The organism is Thalassospira sp. (genome assembly GCF_002709775.1).
In the GTDB taxonomy this organism is placed as follows: Bacteria; Pseudomonadota; Alphaproteobacteria; order Rhodospirillales; family Thalassospiraceae; genus Thalassospira.
In genome coordinates, this window is record NZ_PAQR01000003.1 from 109,742 (window position 1) to 128,589 (window position 18,848).

General features: G+C 56.1%; 13 protein-coding genes. 9 read left to right on the forward strand and 4 right to left on the reverse strand.

What is annotated here, in order from left to right; all coding sequences use genetic code 11:
• Positions 1-16: 16 nt before the first annotated feature.
• On the forward strand, positions 17-214 hold the full coding sequence (locus tag CMO10_RS01600; protein WP_044827018.1) for a YqaE/Pmp3 family membrane protein: 198 nt from the start codon (positions 17-19) through the stop codon (positions 212-214).
• Positions 215-304: 90 nt separating this feature from the next.
• Here the strand turns inward: CMO10_RS01600 and CMO10_RS01605 are convergent, their stop codons facing one another.
• The 3 genes from CMO10_RS01605 to htpG all read right to left on the reverse strand — a co-directional run bounded on the left by CMO10_RS01605 (position 305) and on the right by htpG (position 3,904).
• Positions 305-535, reverse strand: coding sequence for a hypothetical protein (locus tag CMO10_RS01605; RefSeq protein ID WP_297018581.1), 231 nt, complete (start codon positions 533-535; stop codon positions 305-307).
• 3 nt (positions 536-538) lie between these two features.
• Positions 539-1,864 carry a deoxyguanosinetriphosphate triphosphohydrolase gene (locus tag CMO10_RS01610; RefSeq protein WP_297018582.1) on the reverse strand — a complete coding sequence of 442 codons (1,326 nt, stop codon included), beginning with the start codon at positions 1,862-1,864 and terminating at the stop codon, positions 539-541.
• Between the two features lie 165 nt (positions 1,865-2,029).
• Positions 2,030-3,904 (reverse strand): molecular chaperone HtpG, encoded by a 1,875-nt coding sequence (gene htpG, locus CMO10_RS01615; protein ID WP_297018583.1) that lies wholly within the window; start codon positions 3,902-3,904, stop codon positions 2,030-2,032.
• 303 nt (positions 3,905-4,207) lie between these two features.
• Between htpG and CMO10_RS01620 the strand changes: the two genes are divergently transcribed.
• Positions 4,208-4,534, forward strand: a complete 327-nt coding sequence (locus CMO10_RS01620; protein ID WP_044827015.1) for an HPF/RaiA family ribosome-associated protein — start codon at positions 4,208-4,210, stop codon at positions 4,532-4,534.
• 186 nt (positions 4,535-4,720) lie between these two features.
• Here CMO10_RS01620 and CMO10_RS01625 read toward each other — a convergent pair whose 3' ends face one another.
• Positions 4,721-5,311 (reverse strand): NADPH-dependent FMN reductase, encoded by a 591-nt coding sequence (locus CMO10_RS01625; RefSeq protein WP_044827300.1) that lies wholly within the window; start codon positions 5,309-5,311, stop codon positions 4,721-4,723.
• Between the two features lie 113 nt (positions 5,312-5,424).
• On the opposite strand from CMO10_RS01625, the gene soxR reads away from it, so the two are divergent.
• The 7 genes from soxR to CMO10_RS01660 form a co-directional block, all read left to right on the forward strand.
• On the forward strand, positions 5,425-5,886 hold the full coding sequence (gene soxR / locus CMO10_RS01630; protein WP_297018584.1) for a redox-sensitive transcriptional activator SoxR: 462 nt from the start codon (positions 5,425-5,427) through the stop codon (positions 5,884-5,886).
• A 157-nt stretch (positions 5,887-6,043) separates the two neighbouring features.
• Positions 6,044-8,935 carry a helicase-related protein gene (locus CMO10_RS01635; RefSeq protein ID WP_297018585.1) on the forward strand — a complete coding sequence of 964 codons (2,892 nt, stop codon included), beginning with the start codon at positions 6,044-6,046 and terminating at the stop codon, positions 8,933-8,935.
• Between the two features lie 97 nt (positions 8,936-9,032).
• A complete protein-coding gene (locus CMO10_RS01640) occupies positions 9,033-9,440 on the forward strand; it encodes an RNA-binding S4 domain-containing protein (protein ID WP_297018586.1) in 408 nt (135 codons plus the stop codon).
• Between the two features lie 199 nt (positions 9,441-9,639).
• Entirely contained in the window at positions 9,640-11,361 is a 1,722-nt protein-coding gene (locus tag CMO10_RS01645; protein ID WP_297018587.1) for a peptidase domain-containing ABC transporter, read from the forward strand.
• Complete coding sequence (locus CMO10_RS01650) at positions 11,358-13,502, forward strand: peptidase domain-containing ABC transporter (RefSeq protein ID WP_297018588.1); 2,145 nt, start codon at positions 11,358-11,360, stop codon at positions 13,500-13,502. Before CMO10_RS01645 ends, CMO10_RS01650 begins: the two co-directional genes overlap by 4 nt.
• A complete protein-coding gene (locus CMO10_RS01655; RefSeq protein ID WP_044827011.1) occupies positions 13,499-14,854 on the forward strand; it encodes an HlyD family type I secretion periplasmic adaptor subunit in 1,356 nt (451 codons plus the stop codon). Before CMO10_RS01650 ends, CMO10_RS01655 begins: the two co-directional genes overlap by 4 nt.
• Positions 14,855-14,995: 141 nt before the next feature.
• The coding region (locus tag CMO10_RS01660; protein WP_297018589.1) for a tandem-95 repeat protein at positions 14,996-18,848 on the forward strand (3,853 nt) is incomplete at its 3' end.

Sequence of the window (18,848 nt, forward strand, 5' to 3'; positions counted from 1 at the left end):
AAAGGGGATTTCATCCATGCGTCTATTGATCGCACTTATTCTGCCCTGGTTGCTTTTCTTTACCATCGGGCGCCCGATTGCAGGTGTCATCTGCCTGATTTTGCAGATTACCCTCGTCGGTTGGGTCCCGGCGGCAATCTGGGCGGTTTACTCGCTCAGTCAGTATAACACTGACAAGAAAATCAACAGCGCCATGGGTGGTGGTCAGGACTAACTGACCCTGTTCACCGGTTGGTGGACACCACAAACCCGCATAGCAAAGGCAGGCTTTTTAGCCTGCCTTTCTTTTTGCCTTGGATGTTCTTTACTGAAGCTTCCGCCGGACACCGCCGATGAACCGGCCAATCAGGCGCGAGATAACAAAGCGCGTGATAAAAAAGGTCACCGCACTGGCAACAGACGGCCAATACCATGCTTCAATTTCCGGCCGTGTGCTTTGATCAACAAGGCCATAGATGATCGCGGCCAATGCCCCTGCACCCAGAAATGCAGTACGACGCTGGTAACGGTAAATAAAGCGACCAAACAACCACATGGCTTAATGCTGTCCGCCGCCGATATCACGCGCAAGGCGTGCGGCGAAATCATCGGTCATGCCCGATACATAGTCGAGAATGACCAGATACAGATCATAAAGCGGCGCCCCGATGGGCATCGCATCATTGCCAATCAGCTCGCGCACCCGACCGGTGCGATAGGATATATCGGCTTCCGACTTGGCATGATGGACATCAAGGGCAGTCTTGCAGAACGTCTCAAGCAGGGTCTCCAGATGGGCAAAGGCGCCGACTTCGATCTGGACCTTGCGCCGGTTCAGAATGATCTGCTTTTCCGAGAATGACTTCGCCTGTGTGATCAGCTCGTTATAGGGGCCATCGGCACAGGCCAGAAGATCGCCTTTCCATTCCCCGGCCAAAAGGGCTTCTTCGTTGGCGACAAACGCGTTGACCAATGCGTCCAAAAGCCCGGTCATGATCTTGCCACGCAGGAAGGAAATCTTGCGACTGGAATTGGGTTCGCGAGCATACTCGACTGGAAGCTCATCCGTGATGCAGGGCAGGAGCATCTTTTCAAGAACATCGAACTCGACCAGTTCAAGTTCCACGCCATCCTCGATATCGATCAGGGCGTAGCAAACATCATCGGCTGCCTCGACCAGATAGACCAGCGGGTGACGACAGAATGACTGATCGCCAGTGCGGATCAGGCCGGTGGCATCAGCAACTTCTTCGAGCAGAGCGAATTCTTTCTGAAATGCACCGAACTTCTTTTTCTGCGGGAAGGGGCTTCCGGCTGCTGACCATGGATATTTCAGGAAGCTGGCCAAAGTTGCATAGGTCAGGCGCATTCCGCCGTCATACAGACCAGTCCGTTTGTTGGTCAGAAGGCGGAAGCCCTGTGCATTTCCCTCGTATGTCGTCAGATCGGCGAACTGCTCGGCAGTCAGGCTTTGGGTGAATTCCGGGGCGGCGTCGACGAACCACTGACGGATGGCGTACTCGCCAGCATGGCCAAAGGGCGGGTTGCCGATGTCATGACAAAGCGCTGCGGCCTGAACGATGGCGGCCATGTGATCGGGCTCGATCGTGTCGGGCAGGCTGCCCTTTTCATGCAGGCGATGACCAACTGTAAGCCCCAGTGACCTTGCAATGCAGGAAACCTCAAGACTGTGGGTCAGGCGGGTATGGACATTGTCATTTTCCGGCAGGGGATGAACCTGAGTCTTGCGCTGCAGGCGGCGAAAGGACGCCGAAAATATGATCCGGTCGTAATCCTTGTGGAAGTCAGATCGGCCAAATTGCCCGACACTGGAATGACGGGTGCCAAGGCGCGCCGGTGAAAGCAGTTTTTGCCAGTTCATCATCGCTGTCATCGTGTTTTGTGCCTTCCCGCCCGACTTCGGTTCTTTGATATCTGGGATGTTTATGCCGCTTGTTGGTAAATAAGCATTTTACATATTGCACAAAACCAAAAGAAAACGGCGCATCTGATGATGCGCCGTTTTACAAAGATTAAATTTTCGGGGCCGTTAAGCACCCAGACCCTTTTCCATCACCAGATCAAGGCGACGGGCAAAGCTGACCGGATCGGGCAGGGCTTCGCCTTCGAGAATGCGGGCCTGATCCAGCAGCAACAGGGCTGCGTCATTCAGGATCGGGGCCTTGGCATCCTTGGTGGCAATGTCAGACAGCTTTTTGATCAGGCTGTGCTTCGGATTTATTTCAAGGATGCGCGGGCTGATTTCATCAACACGGTTGTGCTGCTTCATCAGGCGTTCCATGCGCAGATCCATGCCCATTTCATCGGCAATCAGACAGCAGGCCGAGCTGGTCAGGCGGTCAGACTCCCGAACGTCCTTCACGCCATTGCCAAGGGCCAGTTTGATTGCGGCAATCAGGGCAGATGCATCGCTTGCATCCTCTTCCTTCTTGTCGTCCTTGTCGGCTTCCTTGTCATCAGACTTGATGTCATTGAGGTCCGCGCCTCCGCGGGTGACTGATTTGAAGTCTTTTTCTTCAAACTGGCCAACAGACGGCATCCAGAATTCATCCACCGGATCGGTCAGAAGCAGAACTTCGATCCCCTTGGCAGCAAAACCTTCGAGCTGCGGGCTGCGTTTAAGGGCGTCGATATCCTCACCACTGATGTAATAGATCGCCTTCTGGCCGTCCTTCATGCGTTCGACATAGTCGGCAAGGGTCGTCCAGCCATCACCATGGGTCGAGCGGAACCGGGCAAGTTTCAGGATGCGGTCACGGTTTGTCTGGTCTTCATACAGACCTTCCTTGACGACCGAGCCGAAGTTTTCCCAGAAGGTCTCATACCCCTCAGCATCTTTCTTGGCTGCGGTTTCAAGTTCGGACAGGACTTTTTTGGTCAGGCCGTTCTTGATTTTGGTCAGCAACGGATGGTCCTGAAGCATCTCGCGCGAGACGTTTAGCGGCAGGTCCTGGCTATCGACCACACCGGAAACAAAACGCAACCAAGGCGGAAGAAGCTCATCAGCACCTTCGGTGATAAACACCTTGCGGACATAAAGCTTCAGATGACCTTTGCGCTGCGGATCATACAGATCGAACGGGCGCATGGTCGGCAGATACAAAAGGCCGGTATATTCAATCGCGCCTTCGGCCTGATAGTGGATGGTCTTCCACGGATCATCAAAGGCGTGCGAGGTGTGCTTGTAGAATTCCTTGTACTGTTCGTCGGTGATTTCACTTTTCGGGCGGGTCCAGAGTGCGGATGCCTCGTTAAGCGTTTCATCACCATCACCCTTCATCAGAACCACCGGAATACCGATATGGTCGGAATAGGTTTTGACGATATGACGCAGACGATGTTCGTCTGTGAATTCCTTGTTGTCGTCGGTCAGGTGCAGGGTGATCTGCGTACCGCGACCTTCCATCTCGGCCTCGGAGATGGTGTATTCGCCCTTGCCGTCAGATGACCATTTCCAAGCCTGATCCTCGCCCGCCTTGCGGCTGACGACTTCGACCTTGTTGGCAACCATGAAGGCGGAATAGAAGCCGACACCGAACTGACCAATCAGATCGACATCCTTGGCGTTGTCGGATTTGGAAACCGCATCCAGAAACTTGGCGGTGCCGGAATTGGCGATGGTGCCCAGGTTATCGACCAGATCTTCCTTGTTCATCCCGATCCCGTTATCGGCAATCGTCAGAACATTGCGGACATCATCTGTCAGAAGGCGCACCTTGAAGTCGGCATCACCAGCGAGCAAATCCGGTTTGGCAATCGCTTCATAGCGCAGCTTGTCGCACGCATCCGAAGCGTTCGAGATCAGCTCGCGCAGGAAGATGTCCTTGTTGGAATAAAGCGAATGGACAACGATATCGAGCAGTCGGCTAACCTCGGCCTCGAACCGCATTTTTTCTTCCGTCATGACCTCTTTTTTCTCCTTTGTTTCAAGCGTCTGTCAGTCTCCTCCGATATTGGCAGAAGAACTGACTCCTCAACGGGTTAAAGTTTACGTCCTTAAACTAAACCGAGCTTGATATGCGTCAACGCATCTTGCAGCGCAAGTCTTGTATCCTAAGTATAAAGAAAGACGGTTTTATTACAGGGACGCAGACAGAATTTTGGAAGCGTTCCTGAAAGTCCCCGAGCCGTTAAAAAGCAGGCCGGGTTAATCGGCAGGGTGCAATGCCCTGTCTTGCGTCCAAGGCTTTAAACAGGAGGCCGTACCATGAAGGTTCCCGTTCAAATCACCTACCGTGATGTTGATCAGTCTGATGCGCTGGATGAGCGCATCCGTTTCAAGGTGCAAAAACTGGAAGAAACCTTCGACCGCATGACCAGTTGTCATGTCGTGGTGGAGCGCCCACAATCTTCTCATGCGCATGGAAACCGCTTTGCCGTGCATTTCGGCATCAATGTACCGGGCAAGGAAATCATGGTGAAACGCGATAGCGCCGATCATGCCCACGAAGACGTCTATATCGCGCTGAAAAACAGTTTCCAGGCGGCACGTCGGCAGCTCAAGGAATATGCAGACAAGATGCGAAACCACTAAGGTTTCAGAGCGTCTGAAAGACAAAGCAAACGGGGTGACCATCTGGTCACCCCGTTTTGCGTGATGGCCCTTAGTCCGGGCGCAAAGGATGGTGCATCAGCCCGTCTCTGTCAGGGGTGGGGGAGCTGTTCAAACAGCGACGGACTGATGCAAGGCCGACGGGTGTGACGCCGGTCAGGACGCGGTTCAGGACGCGATGGCTTCAAGCAATTGAAGCTTGGCATGCGGATAGCGGGCTTCGCGAAGGGCACCTGCCCACCATTTCAGATCCGTCATCATGTGATGCAGGGCGGCATTGGTGCCTTCAAGATCCTTGGGCCGACCCGTTTCATCGAACTTGTCATGGGCATGGGCAAAGCTGATGACGTCGCGCATGGTGACAACATGCAGTTCGGCAAAGACAAGCCGCAGCTGTTCAACCGCACGCAGGCCACCCGACATCCCGCCATAGGACACAAAGGCAAGCGGTTTGCGCTTCCATTGCGGTTTGGCGGCATCAATCAGCAGCTTTAGCTCGCCGGTGAAGCTGTGATTGTATTCCGGGGTGACGACGACAAAGGCATCGGCCTCGGCCAGTGCCGTTTGGAGTTCTGCAACACCGGGGTGTTCGGCCCCGACATGGCGGGATGGCAGATCAAGTTTCGCCGGGTCGATCAGATCAACCGAAAGCTCCTGATCGGATCGCAGTGTTTCAACAGCCCAATTGGCCACTGTTTCGCCAAAGCGCCCTTCGCGGGCGCTGCCAAGGATTACGGCGACATTGTATGTCTCTTTCACAACGCTCACTCCTGTCGTTTTCTTTTCAATGGTTCTTGTTCTAGAACCTCAACAAAGGTTAAGGTCAAGCGTGAAAACGAAACTTTCTGATGTGCCGTGCCGGGAGAGGGAAAATGGCGGAAAAAGGGGCGCTGCAGCGCTATCTGAGTGTTGGTGAAGTCGCGAAAAGATGCGGGATTGCGGTTTCAGCGGTGCATTTTTATGAGCGCAAGGGGCTGATTAGTTCCATCCGAACGGATGGCAACCAACGCCGTTTCCATCGTGGTGTGCTGCGCAAGCTTGCCATTATCAAGGTTGCCCAGAAAACCGGTATCCCGCTGTCGGAAATCGGGGCGGCGTTGGACAAGCTGCCGCGCAACACCGTACCCACGGTCAAGGATTGGGAAGATCTTTCATCGCAATGGCGCGATGATCTGAACGAACGGATCGACCAATTGACCCGTTTGCGTGATCAGTTGGGTCAGTGCATTGGGTGCGGCTGTTTGTCGATTTCGGCCTGCCCGCTTTATAACCCGAATGACGCGCTGGGCGGTGATGGTCCCGGGGCCAGATTGCTGGAACTTGAGGACGAATAGGCACGTTTGTGCGCGACCCGATGATCTTGGGATTTTTAACCGCTTTGAGTGGGGGCGTGATCGCGGGTAGAAAGCTTGACATCGCGCCGGATCGCGTGTTGAAAGGCCCAATGATTGCGATGGCCCGGATCATTGGGCTGTCGATTGGAAAAGTTTGATGCAGATTTCAACCCGAACCGGTCCTCGTATCCTTGCCATATTGGGGCCGACCAACACCGGCAAGACCCATCTCGCCATGGAACGGATGTTGGCACATACGACCGGGATGATCGGGTTCCCGCTCAGGCTTCTGGCACGCGAAAACTATGACCGCGCGGTCGCCAAGGTCGGCATGGGCGCGGTGGCATTGATCACCGGCGAAGAACGCATCCTTCCCAAAACAGCCCGCTATTTCCTGTGCACGGTCGAAGCCATGCCAGTCGCCAAGCAGGTCGACTTTCTGGCGATTGATGAAATCCAGATGTGCGCCGACCCGGAACGCGGCCATGTCTTTACCGACCGGCTTTTGCATGCCCGCGGACGCCATGAAACCATGTTCATGGGTGCTGAAACCATCCGTCCGGTAATCCGCAAGCTGGTTGATAATGTCGAATTTGACCGCCGGGAGCGTTTTTCGACTCTGACCTATAACGGGGCCAAGAAAATCCAGCGCCTGCCAGCCCAGTCGGCCGTGGTGACCTTTTCCGCCCAGGAAGTCTATGCCGTTGCCGAACTGGTCCGCCGCCAGAAGGGCGGGGCGGCTGTGGTACTTGGGGCGCTAAGCCCGCGCACGCGAAATGCCCAGGTCGAGATGTTCCAGAATGGCGAGGTCGAACATCTGATCGCGACCGATGCGATTGGCATGGGTTTGAACCTTGATCTTAACCACGTTGCCTTTGCGGCGATGACCAAGTTTGACGGCAAGTTCAATCGTGGCCTGACCGCGGCTGAAACCGCACAGATTGCAGGCCGCGCCGGTCGTCACATGAATGACGGCACGTTTGGGGTGACGGGGAACCTTTCGGGCATTGATCCCGACATTATCGAACAGATCGAAGAACACGAGTTCGAACCGCTTGCCAAGGTGTTCTGGCGTAATGCGCGGCTTGATTTCAGAACGGTAGATGCGTTGCAGAAGTCACTGCGTCGGCGATCAGACGATCCGACCCTAATTCTCGCGCGCGAGCCGGTGGACGAGGTCATGCTGGATCATCTGGCGCGCAACGAGGATGTCGCACGCATCGCAACCGCACCCGATCGGGTACAGTTATTGTGGGAAGTCTGCCAGATTCCCGACTTCCGAAATATCCATACCGATGCCCATCCGAGGCTGCTAACATCTATCTATCGCTATCTTGCGAAACCCGGAAGCAAACTGCCCATCGATTGGCTGGGCGAACAAATCTTGCGTCTGGATCGTTATGATGGTGATATTGATCAGTTGTCATCACGTTTGGCAGGTATTCGCGTCTGGACATATGTGTCGCACAAGCATCACTGGCTCGAAGATGCCAATCATTGGCAGGAACGCACGCGGGCCATTGAGGACAAGCTCTCAGATGTGCTACATGAACGCCTGACCCAAAGGTTCGTTGACAGACGAACCTCGGTTTTATTGAAAAGTCTCAAGGACAAGTCTGAACTCATGTCTACCATCACTGCGAATGGTGAAGTACAGGTCGAAGGTGAATTTGTCGGCCGTCTTGACGGATTCCGTTTCATTGCTGATGAAACCGATGCTGCTTTTGAAGGCAAGGCGATCGCCAGTGCCGCACGTCGCGCGTTGACCGGCGAAATTGCCCAACGCGTTAAACAACTTGAAACTGACGAAGACGACAAGTTCGCAGTAAACGGCCAGCTCGATGTGCTGTGGAACGGTGCACAGGTTGGTGTACTGAAAAAAGGCGACACGGTGCTGTCGCCCGAAGTTCAGGTCATCGATAGCGAGTTCTTTGACGGTCCGACGCGTGAACGGGTGCGTACCCGCCTGCAGAATTTCATCAATGCCCATATCGAAACGCGTCTCAAGATGCTGACCCGCCTGCGCGATTGTCAGTTGTCCGGACCGATTCGCGGTCTGCTGTTCCAGCTGAACGAAGGTCTGGGCTGTGTGCCGCGTTCGGAACTCGAAAGCCTGGTCAAGGACCTGTCTGACGAAGACCGTAAGGCACTTGCCAAACTTGGTGTGCGTCTTGGTGTTGAAACCGTCCATGTGCTTGATGCGCTCAAACCAGATCCGGTTGAGCTGCGCGGCATTCTTTGGGCGGTTGCACGTGAACTCGATGCGCTTCCGGAATTGCCGCCGGCTGGTCGTACCTCGGTCCCGAACGACCGTGCGAATTCCAAGGGCTTCTACCTTGCGGCCGGTTACATGCCGGTAGGCCCGCTTGCCGCACGCGTGGATATGCTGGAACGCTTTGCCGCGCTTCTGCGTCAGAAGGCGCGTGAAAACGATGGCAAGGTACGTCCTGATCCCGATCTGCTGTCGCTTCTGGGCTGCACGGTCGAACAGGCCGAAGGCGTGTTCACCGCCCTTGGCTGGCGCGCCGAGGTAACCAAGGTCAAGAAATCCGAACTTGAAGCCAAGGAAGCCGAGAAAAAGGCCGAAGAAGCCGCCAAGGCAGTCAAGCCTGAGGCCGAAGCTTCTGAAGCCGCTGCAACCGAAGCCAAGGCAGATGCTCCGGCCGAGGAAACCGCACCGGCTGAAGAAGCAAAAGCAGAACCGGCAGAAGCCGCTGCTGAAAAGACTGAGGATGCAGCTGCTGAAGCCCCGGCGGTTGAAACCGATGCCGATGGTGACGAGCTGGTCGAGGTCAAATACTTCGTCCGTGTCGATCGTCGCAAACGTGGTGGCGGTCAGAACCGTGGTCAACGTGGTGGCCCGCGTCAGGAAGCCCGTGGCAAAGGCGGCCCGAAAGGCAAGGGCGGTAATCGTCCTAACCAGGGCGGCAAAGGTGGCCGAGGTGGCAAACCGGGCGGTGGCCGTCATCAGACCCCGGAAAAAGCCAACCAGATCAACGAAGATTCGCCGTTTGCCAAGCTCAAGGAAATGCTTGAAGCCAAGGGCTGATCGTATCGGACTTTATGCATTGAACGGCGACCCTTGCGGGTCGCCGTTCTGCTTTCCAAGTGTATAATATCGTGTTGTTTGCAGGAATTCGGTGATCGTGACGGAACAGGCAGAGAAGCTTCGGATTGATAAATGGCTGTGGCATGCGCGGTTCTACAAAACCAGATCGCTTGCCAGCAAGGCATGCCAGTCCGGCCATATTGTCCTGAACGGTCAATCGGTATCGAAGGCAAGCGTGACGGTGGTTGCCGGTGATCGCCTGCAATTCTTTCAGGGACCGCATCTGCGCGTGGTCGAGGTTGTCGCCCTTGGTGAACGTCGCGGCCCGGCACCCGAAGCCCAGGCGCTTTATGTTGACCATTCCCCGCCGAGAGTTCCGAAAAAGGAAGTTGCATCCGATATCCGCACTGCGCCGGTTGGTGAGCGCGAAGCGGGCGCCGGTAGGCCAACAAAGGCCGAACGTCGTGCGCTCGACCGGTTGCGTGGCGAGGACAGCAATGCATAATATGCGCTGGTATAGATAATCTTTATACCGTAACTGATCCAGACCCGCCGAGGCGGGGTAAGATGGTTCACATCAGGTTGTATTCTCGCCACGATCTTCTTGCTTTGGATGGGGCGATCCGGTATGTATCCTATCTCATTGTATATGTCCACCACTTTGGTGTGGTGGATTTTGTGAAGTTCGGGAGCTCGCCAGCCTGATGAGACGTCGGTCTCGATTGAATATCGGTACATTGTCGCACCTGCGTACAGGGCGGTTTGCGCTGTTGATCACGGCTTTGGTGATCAACCTGCTGACCCTTGCCTTGCCGATCACGCTTTTGCAGGTCTATGACCGCGTCCTGCCGCACAGTTCCATTCCGACGCTGACCCTTCTGATTTTCGGGGTTCTGGGCGCCCTTGTGCTTGAGGCGATCCTGCGTCTGGGGCGTGCTTATATCTCCTCGCTTTCGGCGGCGAAGTTCGAACATTACAGCTCTCAGCAGGCGGTGGGGCATTTGCTGTCGGCAAGCCTGACCGACTATGGCAAGACCGCACCGGGCTTGCACCTGCAGCGGCTTAACAGTCTTAACATGCTGCGCGATTTCTATTCCGGACAGGCGATTGGCGCGGTTGTCGATTTACCGTTCATTGTCTTGTTCCTGGCCTTGATCGCGGTCATTGGCGGGCATCTGGTATTTGTCCCGCTTGGCATTCTTCTGGTGTTTTTCCTGACCGCGATGTTTCTGGGGCGCGATTTGCGCGCAGCCCTTGATGACCGTAGCCAGTCCGATGAACGGCGCTATAATTTCATCATTGAAACCCTGACGGGCATTCACACCATCAAGTCGATGGCGATGGAAAACCTGATGATCCGTCGACATGACCAGCTGCAGACGCAATGTGCGGGCGATGACCTTCGGGCGGCCCGTTCGGCCCATGCGGCGGTCAATGCCAGCGCGACCTTTTCGATGCTGACCATGGTGCTGGTAGCGGCCGTCGGCAGTGTGCTTGTGATCAATGGGCAGCTGACCGTTGGTGGACTTGCCGCCTGCACGATGCTGTCGGGGCGCTCGATCCAGCCGCTTCAGCGCGCGATGACCTTGTGGACGCAGTTCCAGAACATTCGCGTTGCCCGTCAGCGGGTCAACGAACTGTTTGAAATCGAAGAAGAAGATGCCTTGGGCTCGGCCGATATGCCGTTGCTTGATGGCAAGATCGAGCTGCGCAATGTCGCGTTCTCGCATGCCGATGGCAAAAAGATCTTCGAGAACCTTGATCTGTTGGTTGAACCCGGTGATTCCATCGCGATTACTGGCGATAACGGCACGGGCAAGACAACCCTTTTGTGGTTGCTGATGGGGGCCTTGCGCCCGGATCGCGGCGAAGTGCTGCTTGATGGTAAGGATCCGGCGGATTACACCGCCGAATCCACCCGCCGTCAGATCGCCTATCTGCCCCAGCATGGCGTGATGTTCAAAGGCACGATCCTTGAAAACATCACCGGTTTTCGCAAGGAAATCGGCGTTGAGCGCGTGATCGAAATTGCCCGGCGTCTGGGCCTTGATGACATCGTTATGCGCATGCCCGAAGGCTATGACACCGAAGTCGGCGGGCAGGCATCCGAAACCCTGCCGCGCGGGGTGAAACAGCGTATTGCGGTGGCGCGTGCGTTGATTGATTACCCGCGCATTGTCCTGTTTGATGAAGCCAACAGCTCGCTTGATATCGCGGGCGACAACATCATGACCAGCCTGATGGTGGAGCTTAAAAAGCACTGCACGCTGGTGATGGTGTCGCATCGCCCGTCGCTGATTGCGATGGCGAACAAGCAATACCGCCTGATCGACAAGCATCTGGTGCCGGTTCTGCGCCGCACGAACAAAACCACGGATGTGGCCAAGGATCCCGGGCGCCCGGCTACAAGCGGAGCAGGGGCATGATCAAAAAACTCGAAAACATGGATTATGCGCTGAACTACCGTATGGGGCTTGCCAGCACCGATGCGCTTTCCGATTTCGATGCCTGTGTCTGGCCACTGCTTCAGGCGCTGGGTTGGCGTGGCTTGCCGCGTCAGGTTGCCGAAGCCCTGCCGCATATGGATCAGGCGCTTGATCTGACCGATTTCCGCAATGTCATGGCGCATTTGAACTATCAATCGCAGGAAATTGACGCGACGCTTGATCAGATTGATGAACGTTTGATGCCATGCCTGTTCGTCCCGGACGAGGGCACCGCCCTTGTTGTGATCCGGCCAGAAGAAAACGGTGTGCGCGTTTTTGACGGCGGCACAGACCGCGAATTCGTCATCAAGCTTTCGGCACTTCCGGGCAAGATTTATCAGTTCTCGGCCGCAGACCGGCGTGAACGTTATTTCGAAGATGACAAGCGCGGCTGGTTTGGCGGCATCGCCGACCGGTTCTCTGGGCTTGGCTATCAATTACTCGCCATGACGTTTGTTCTCAACATCATGGCGCTGGCAACCCCGATCTTCGTCATGGGGATTTATGACCGGGTGATCGGCACGCGATCGATCCCGATGTTGATCCAGTTTTCCATCGGTATTGGCATTGTCCTGATCCTGAGCTGGATATTGCGCACACTGCGTAGCCAGATCGTCAGTCATTTTGGTGCGCGCCTTGATACGCTGGTCAGTGGTGCGATTTTCGAACGCCTGCTGTCCTTGCCGCCGGCCTTTACCGAACGCGCACCGGTGGGTGTGCAGATTTCGCGTATTCGCGATTTTGAAAGTGTTCGTGAGTTCTTCACCGGGCCGATGGCGCTGGTGATGATGGAAATGCCGTTTGTGCCGCTGTTCCTGATTGTCATGTTCTATCTTGGTGGTTGGCTCGCCCTGATCCCGATTGCTTTGATCGGGGTGTTTGCCCTGATCGGGCTTGTAGCGTTTCCGGTGGTGGCACGGCGTGTGTCCGAGCTTGGCCGACATGGTGCGAACCGGCAGGAGTTTCTGGTCGAAACCGTCGGCAAGATGTCTGCGCTCAAATACACGGCATCGGAAAAACGCTGGTTGGCCCGGTTCCGTGATATTTCGGCGGATACGGCTCATGCCGGGTATCGGGTGGCGATGGTCAATAACGTGATCAACACGTCCGCCCAGGTCCTGATGATTACGTCTGGCGCACTCGTTCTGGCCTTTGGCGCGCAGCGGGTGATGGATGCGCAGATGAGTGTCGGTGCACTGGTGGCATCGATGATGCTGGCATGGCGGGTTTTGGGCCCGATCAATCAGGCTTTCCTGGGTATGCCGCGCCTCGCACAGTTGCGTGGTAGTGTGCGCCAGATCAACCGACTGATGACGATTGCACCCGAAGGCGACCTTGTCCCGCGTTCGGTCGAACAGCATCGTTTTGAGGGTGCGGTAACCTTCTCGCGTGTCAGTTTCCGCTATACGGCTGATTCCGATCCGGCCCTGATGGGGGTTAATTTCGATATCAAGCCGGGGCAGGTGGTTGCCGTGGTGGGGGCCAATGGTGCGGGTAAATCATCGCTGATCAAACTGATCGCCGGGATGTATCAGCCCCAGGCGGGGGCGGTTCTGATTGATGGGGCCGATATCCGCCAGATGGATCCGCAGACCTTGCGGCAGGCGATTTCATATGTGCCGCAGGATATCGAGTTCTTCCGTGGCTCAATTGCGCAGAACCTGCGGCTCGCCAATCCGGTGGCCTCAAGCGATGATCTGCGCATGGCCTGTATGGCGGCAGGCATTCTTGACGAGGTCGAGGCATTGCCAAACGGGTTTAAAACCCGTGTTGGCGATCAGCATTCCTCGCGCTTCTCGGCAAGCTTCCTGCAGCGTCTGGCACTTGCGCGTGCGCTTGTCCGTGAAGCCCCAATTATTCTGTTTGATGAACCCACCAATGGTCTGGACCAGCGGGCCGACCGTGCCTTCCAAAGCACGATCAATCGCCTGCGCGGTGGTTCGACCATCTTTTTGATTACCCATCGGCCAAGTCATCTGGATTTGGCAGACCGCATTCTTGTTCTTGATGGCGGACAGTTGCGCGGGGACGGCCCGCCCGCCCGCATCAAGCAGCAAGTGATAGACGGAGGCTACCTATGAGCGATGCAGCAACTCAGGATACCGCGATTGAACGGTTCAAGCGTTCCCGCCGGATGGCGCGATATCTTTCGCATGCCGTGCTGCTCGAAGAGGGTGGCATTTCCGTCTTTGTGCGCTCGGCCATGGTGATGCTGTCGGTTGGCTTCCTCGCCCTCGTGGCCTGGTCGGCCACGACCGAAATCAAGGAAACCGCAATCACATTTGGTCAGGTGATGCCAACCAGTGCAGTCAACAAGATCCAGCATCTTGAAGGCGGCATCATTGAACAGATCATGGTGCGCGATGGTGATCTTGTCGAAAAGGGTGAAGTGCTCGTTCGGCTCAAGGCTGACGGTGCACAGGCGGAGCTTTCCCAGACCGAAACCCGGCTTGGCAATTTGCAGCTTGAATCTGAACGCTACCGTGCCCTGGCAGAAGGTCGCGAACCTGATTTCACCGCCTTGATGGTTCAGTATCCTGAACTGGCGCAGAATCAGGCGGAAATCTACCGCATTCAGACCGAACTTGATGCTAATCAGAACGAAATCCTTCAGGTCCAGATCAAGGAACGCAATGCCGAACTGGCGCAACTGAGCGAGCAGGAAGCAACCCTTCGCAAATCGGTTGATCTGCTGAGCCAGGAAGTGACGATGCGTCGGTCGCTCTATGAGCAGGGGCTGAATTCCAAGGTGCTGTTCCTCAATATTCAACGCGAACTGAACGAAGCGCAGGGCAATCTTTCTGGCGTGGTTGCCGAACAGGCGCGCGCACGCGAAACCATTGCCGAGGCGAACCTTCGCCTCAATGAGCTTGAAAAAAGCCAGCGCGAAGAAGCGATTACCGAACTTGGCCGTTTGGGCGGTGAAATCGCGCAGGCCCGCGAGGCGCTACGCAAGCTGCGTGATCGGGTGGAACGTCTTGAAATCGTGGCACCGACCCGTGGCTATATCAAGGGCCTGCAATTCACCACTATTGGCGGGGTGATTGCCCCGGCACAGATGGTGATGGAACTGGTGCCGGTTGATGATGTCCTGATCGCGGAAACCCGCATCTCGACCGAGGATATCGGTCATGTTCATCTCGGCCAGCCGGTCACGGTCAAGGTCAGTGCGTTTGACTTCATCCGCTATGGCGGGATTAGTGGTGAATTGGTATCGATTTCGGCCTCTACTTTTGTTGATGAAGATGGACGTCCGTATTATAAGGGCAAAGTTGCGCTCGACCACGACGCTGTCGGCGAAGGTGCAACGGCTCAGAAGATCATACCCGGGATGACGGTTCAGGCCGATATCCAGACCGGGGAGCGTACTCTCCTTCAATATCTGTTGAAGCCGGTTTATGTCTCGCTTGATCAGGCGTTTAGCGAACGCTGAGCAATTTTTGGTCCCGCTGGAAATGTAATCATTTCTACTGCCTGGCCGTACAATTCACTGGTGAAGATCAGTGTTTCTATACTATTGTATAGAAGTGTGGGGCGACCTATCCTGTCCCGCGCTTTACGGAGAATGGGTTAGATGGCGGACGATCGCAACGATACTGAAACTTCACGTCCTGATGATGGTGGTCACGGTGATCTTGACCATCAGGCCGCGCCAGAGGATCTGGAGCGCTCGTTAAGTCAGGATGGTGAGAGTGATGAACTGGTCGAATTGCATGACGACCAGGACAGTTCTGCACGTCCGCAGGAACAGGAATTGGGATCGGTGCATTACGGCACCCAGATCCGCAATCCACAGGGTGAAGAACAGCAGGCTTTCCAGCGTCAGAACGCCGCCGCCCAGCGTCAGGAACGCGCCCAGGCACAGGAAGCTACTGAGCAACAGACCATCTCGCTCAACGAGAATGCCGAGATTGAAAACAATCTCGATACTGGTGCCGACACCTTCCAAAGCAACCTTGGCAATGATGGCGCGGATGAAATCTCGCTGCAGTACGAACCAAGTGCGGTAGAACTACCCGGCATTCCGCTGTCGACCAACGATACCAACGAGTTGCGCGGTGATCGCGAAGATACCGGCCCGAATGTGGACGAAGGCCTCCAGCCCGATTTCATTGCACCGGTCGAAGAAGCCCCGGCATCCGAAGCCGCAGTTGTCGAGGAAGAGCTTGAAGAAGATGACGAACTTCTTCTCGAAGATGAAATCGATACCGAAGACGAGATCGAGGTTGAAGAACCCAAGGTCGCCGATGCGCCGACGCTGAGTGCCGGTGATGTCACCGGTGCCGAAGACAGCGCGATCACGCTGGACCTCTCGGCATCGCTCAATGATCAGGATGGCGGCAGTGAAACGCTCTCGATCACGATTTCCGGCCTGCCGGACGGGGCTGTTCTGTCGGCCGGGACGGATAATGGCGATGGTTCCTGGACTTTAACGCCTGGCCAGCTAAGCGGCCTGACCCTCACCCCGCCGGAAAACTTCAGCGGCAGCATTGATCTTGATATCTCCGCCACCAGCCGCGAAGCCAATGGCAGCACCGCGACAAGAAGCTCAAGCTTCACCATCGATGTCACCGGGGTTGCTGACGGCGCAACGCTTGACGTTTCCGATGCCAGTGGCGCTGAAGACAGCGCGATTGCGCTTGATATCGATACCGAACTTCTCGACGGCAGCGAAAACCTCGCCATCACCATCGAAGGCGTGCCAGATGGCGCAACGCTGTCTGCCGGCACCGACAATGGCGATGGCACCTGGACACTGAGTGCGGATCAACTCGAAGGCCTGACCATCACGCCAGCTGAAAACTTCAGCGGCGATATCGACCTTTCCGTCCTTGTTTCGACCACGGACGGTGACGACACCGCCGTGGTCATGCAAAACCTTACGGTCGAGGTCGAAGGCGTGGCGGATGCTCCAACACTTGAGGTGTCAGATGCAAGCGGCGGCGAAGGCAGTGCGATCGCGCTCGATATCGACGCAGCGCTCACGGATAGCTCTGAGACACTTACTGTCACCATCTCTGGCGTTCCAGACGGTGCAACTTTGTCTGCTGGTACGGATAATGGTGACGGCACTTGGACTTTGAATTCAGATCAGCTTGAAGGTCTGACGATCACACCAGCTGAAGACTTCAGTGGGTCGTTTGATCTCGGTGTGACCGCGACTTCGGCTGATGGTTCTGATGTCGCGACCACGACTGATAGCATCACTGTTGATGTCGCTGGTGTCGCTGACGCTCCGACATTGGATGTCAGTGACGCATCCGGCAACGAAGACTCAGCTATTGCCCTCGACATTGACGCTGGCCTGACGGATAGCTCCGAGACGCTGACGGTTACGATCAGTGGTGTTCCTGATGGCGCAACCTTGTCGGCGGGCACCGATAATGGCGACGGTACGTGGACGCTGGGCTCGGATCAGCTTGAAGGTCTGACGATCACGCTGGCTGAGAACTTCAGCGGCTCGTTTGATCTGGGTGTGACCGCGACCTCTGCGGATAGCTCTGATGTAGCTACCACGACGGACAGCATTACGGTTGATGTTACCGGTGTTGCGGATGCTCCGATGCTGGATGTCAGTGATGCTTCGGGCAACGAAGACAGTGCGATTGCGCTCGACATTGATGCGGCTCTCGCTGATTCCAGTGAGACGCTGACGGTAACCATCTCCGGTGTCCCGGAAGGTGCAACCTTGTCGGCTGGTACCGATAATGGCGACGGTACGTGGACCCTGAATTCAGATCAGCTCGAAGGCCTGACAATCACATCGGCTGAGGACTTCAGTGGGTCGTTTGATCTTGGCGTGACAGCGACGTCTGCCGATGGTTCGGATGTTGCGACCACGACGGATTCAATCACGGTGGATGTTGCTGGCGTTGCTGATGCACCGACGCTGGACGTCTCGGATGCAAGCGGCAACGAGGACTCAGCTATCGCGCTGAATATCGATGCAGGCCTCACCGACAGCTCTGAAACCCTGACGGTGACCATTTCTGGCGTGCCCGATGGAGCGACCTTGTCTGCTGGTGCCGATAATGGTGATGGCACTTGGACCTTGGGTTCGGATCAACTTGAAGGTCTGACGATTACGCCGGCTGAGGACTTCAGTGGTTCGTTTGATCTCGGTGTAACCGCAACCTCTGCTGATGGCACTGACGTTGCAACGACCACGGACAGAATCACCGTTGATGTTGCTGGTGTTGCGGATGCACCGACGCTGGATGTATCGGACGCGGGCGGCAGCGAAGACTCAGCTATCGCGCTGGATATCGATGCAGCGGTCACGGATAGCTCTGAAACCCTGACGGTCACCATCTCTGGCGTTCCAGACGGTGCAACCCTGTCTGCCGGTACAGATAACGGAGACGGCACCTGGACGCTGGGTTCCGATCAGCTTGAAGGTCTGACGATCACACCGGCTGAAGACTTCAGCGGGTCGTTTGATCTTGGTGTGACGGCGACCTCGGCGGATGGTTCGGACGTTGCGACCACCACCGGCTCGATCACGGTTGATGTTGCAAGTGTCGCGGATGCGCCGACGCTGGATGTTTCTGATGCTTCTGGCAATGAAGACACTGCCATTGCACTCGATATAGACGCAGGCCTGACCGACAGCTCTGAAACCCTGACGGTCACCATCTCTGGCGTTCCGGATGGCGCAACCTTGTCGTCCGGTACGGATAATGGTGACGGCACCTGGACACTGGGTTCGGATCAGCTTGAAGGTCTGACGATTACGCCGGCTGAGGACTTCAGCGGATCGTTTGATCTTGGCGTGACAGCGACGTCTGCTGACGGTTCTGACGTTGCGACCGCCACTGGTTCGATCACGGTCGATGTTGCTGGCGTTGCTGATGCGCCGACGCTCGACGTTAGCGATGCCTCTGGCAACGAAGATTCGGCGATTGCGCTGGATATTGATGCTGGCCTGACGGATAGCTCCGAAACTCTGACCGTAACGATCAGCGGTGTTCCGGACGGGGCAACTCTCTCTGCCGGGACGGATAACGGAGACGGCACCTGGACGCTGGGTTCGGACCAGCTCGAAGGTCTTACGATCACGCTGGCTGAAGACTTCAGTGGTTCGTTTGATCTCGGCGTGACCGCGACCTCCGCGGATGGCTCTGATGTTGCAACGACGACCGGTTCAATCACGGTCGATGTAACCGGCGTTGCAGACGCTCCGACATTGGACGTCTCGGATGCAAGCGGCAACGAAGACAGCACGATTGCCCTCGACATTGACGCTGCGCTCACTGATTCGAGCGAGACCCTGACGGTGACCATTTTCGGTGTTCCTGACGGTGCGACCTTGTCTGCTGGCACCGATAATGGGGACGGCACCTGGACGCTGGGCTCCGATCAGCTTGAAGGTCTGACGATCACGCCGGCTGAAGACTTCAGCGGTTCGTTTGATCTCGGCGTGACCG

Excerpts from the sequence above, each read along its gene's own strand:
- CMO10_RS01650 (WP_297018588.1), top strand. The coding sequence starts at position 11,358 with ATGATCAAAAAACTCGAAAACATGGATTATGCGCTGAACTACCGTATG.
- htpG (WP_297018583.1), bottom strand. The coding sequence starts at position 3,904 with ATGACGGAAGAAAAAATGCGGTTCGAGGCCGAGGTTAGCCGACTGCTC.
- CMO10_RS01605 (WP_297018581.1), bottom strand. The coding sequence starts at position 535 with ATGTGGTTGTTTGGTCGCTTTATTTACCGTTACCAGCGTCGTACTGCA.
- CMO10_RS01645 (WP_297018587.1), top strand. The coding sequence starts at position 9,640 with ATGAGACGTCGGTCTCGATTGAATATCGGTACATTGTCGCACCTGCGT.
- CMO10_RS01635 (WP_297018585.1), top strand. The coding sequence starts at position 6,044 with ATGCAGATTTCAACCCGAACCGGTCCTCGTATCCTTGCCATATTGGGG.
- CMO10_RS01655 (WP_044827011.1), top strand. The coding sequence starts at position 13,499 with ATGAGCGATGCAGCAACTCAGGATACCGCGATTGAACGGTTCAAGCGT.
- CMO10_RS01610 (WP_297018582.1), bottom strand. The coding sequence starts at position 1,864 with ATGATGAACTGGCAAAAACTGCTTTCACCGGCGCGCCTTGGCACCCGT.
- soxR (WP_297018584.1), top strand. The coding sequence starts at position 5,425 with ATGGCGGAAAAAGGGGCGCTGCAGCGCTATCTGAGTGTTGGTGAAGTC.
- CMO10_RS01620 (WP_044827015.1), top strand. The coding sequence starts at position 4,208 with ATGAAGGTTCCCGTTCAAATCACCTACCGTGATGTTGATCAGTCTGAT.
- CMO10_RS01600 (WP_044827018.1), top strand. The coding sequence starts at position 17 with ATGCGTCTATTGATCGCACTTATTCTGCCCTGGTTGCTTTTCTTTACC.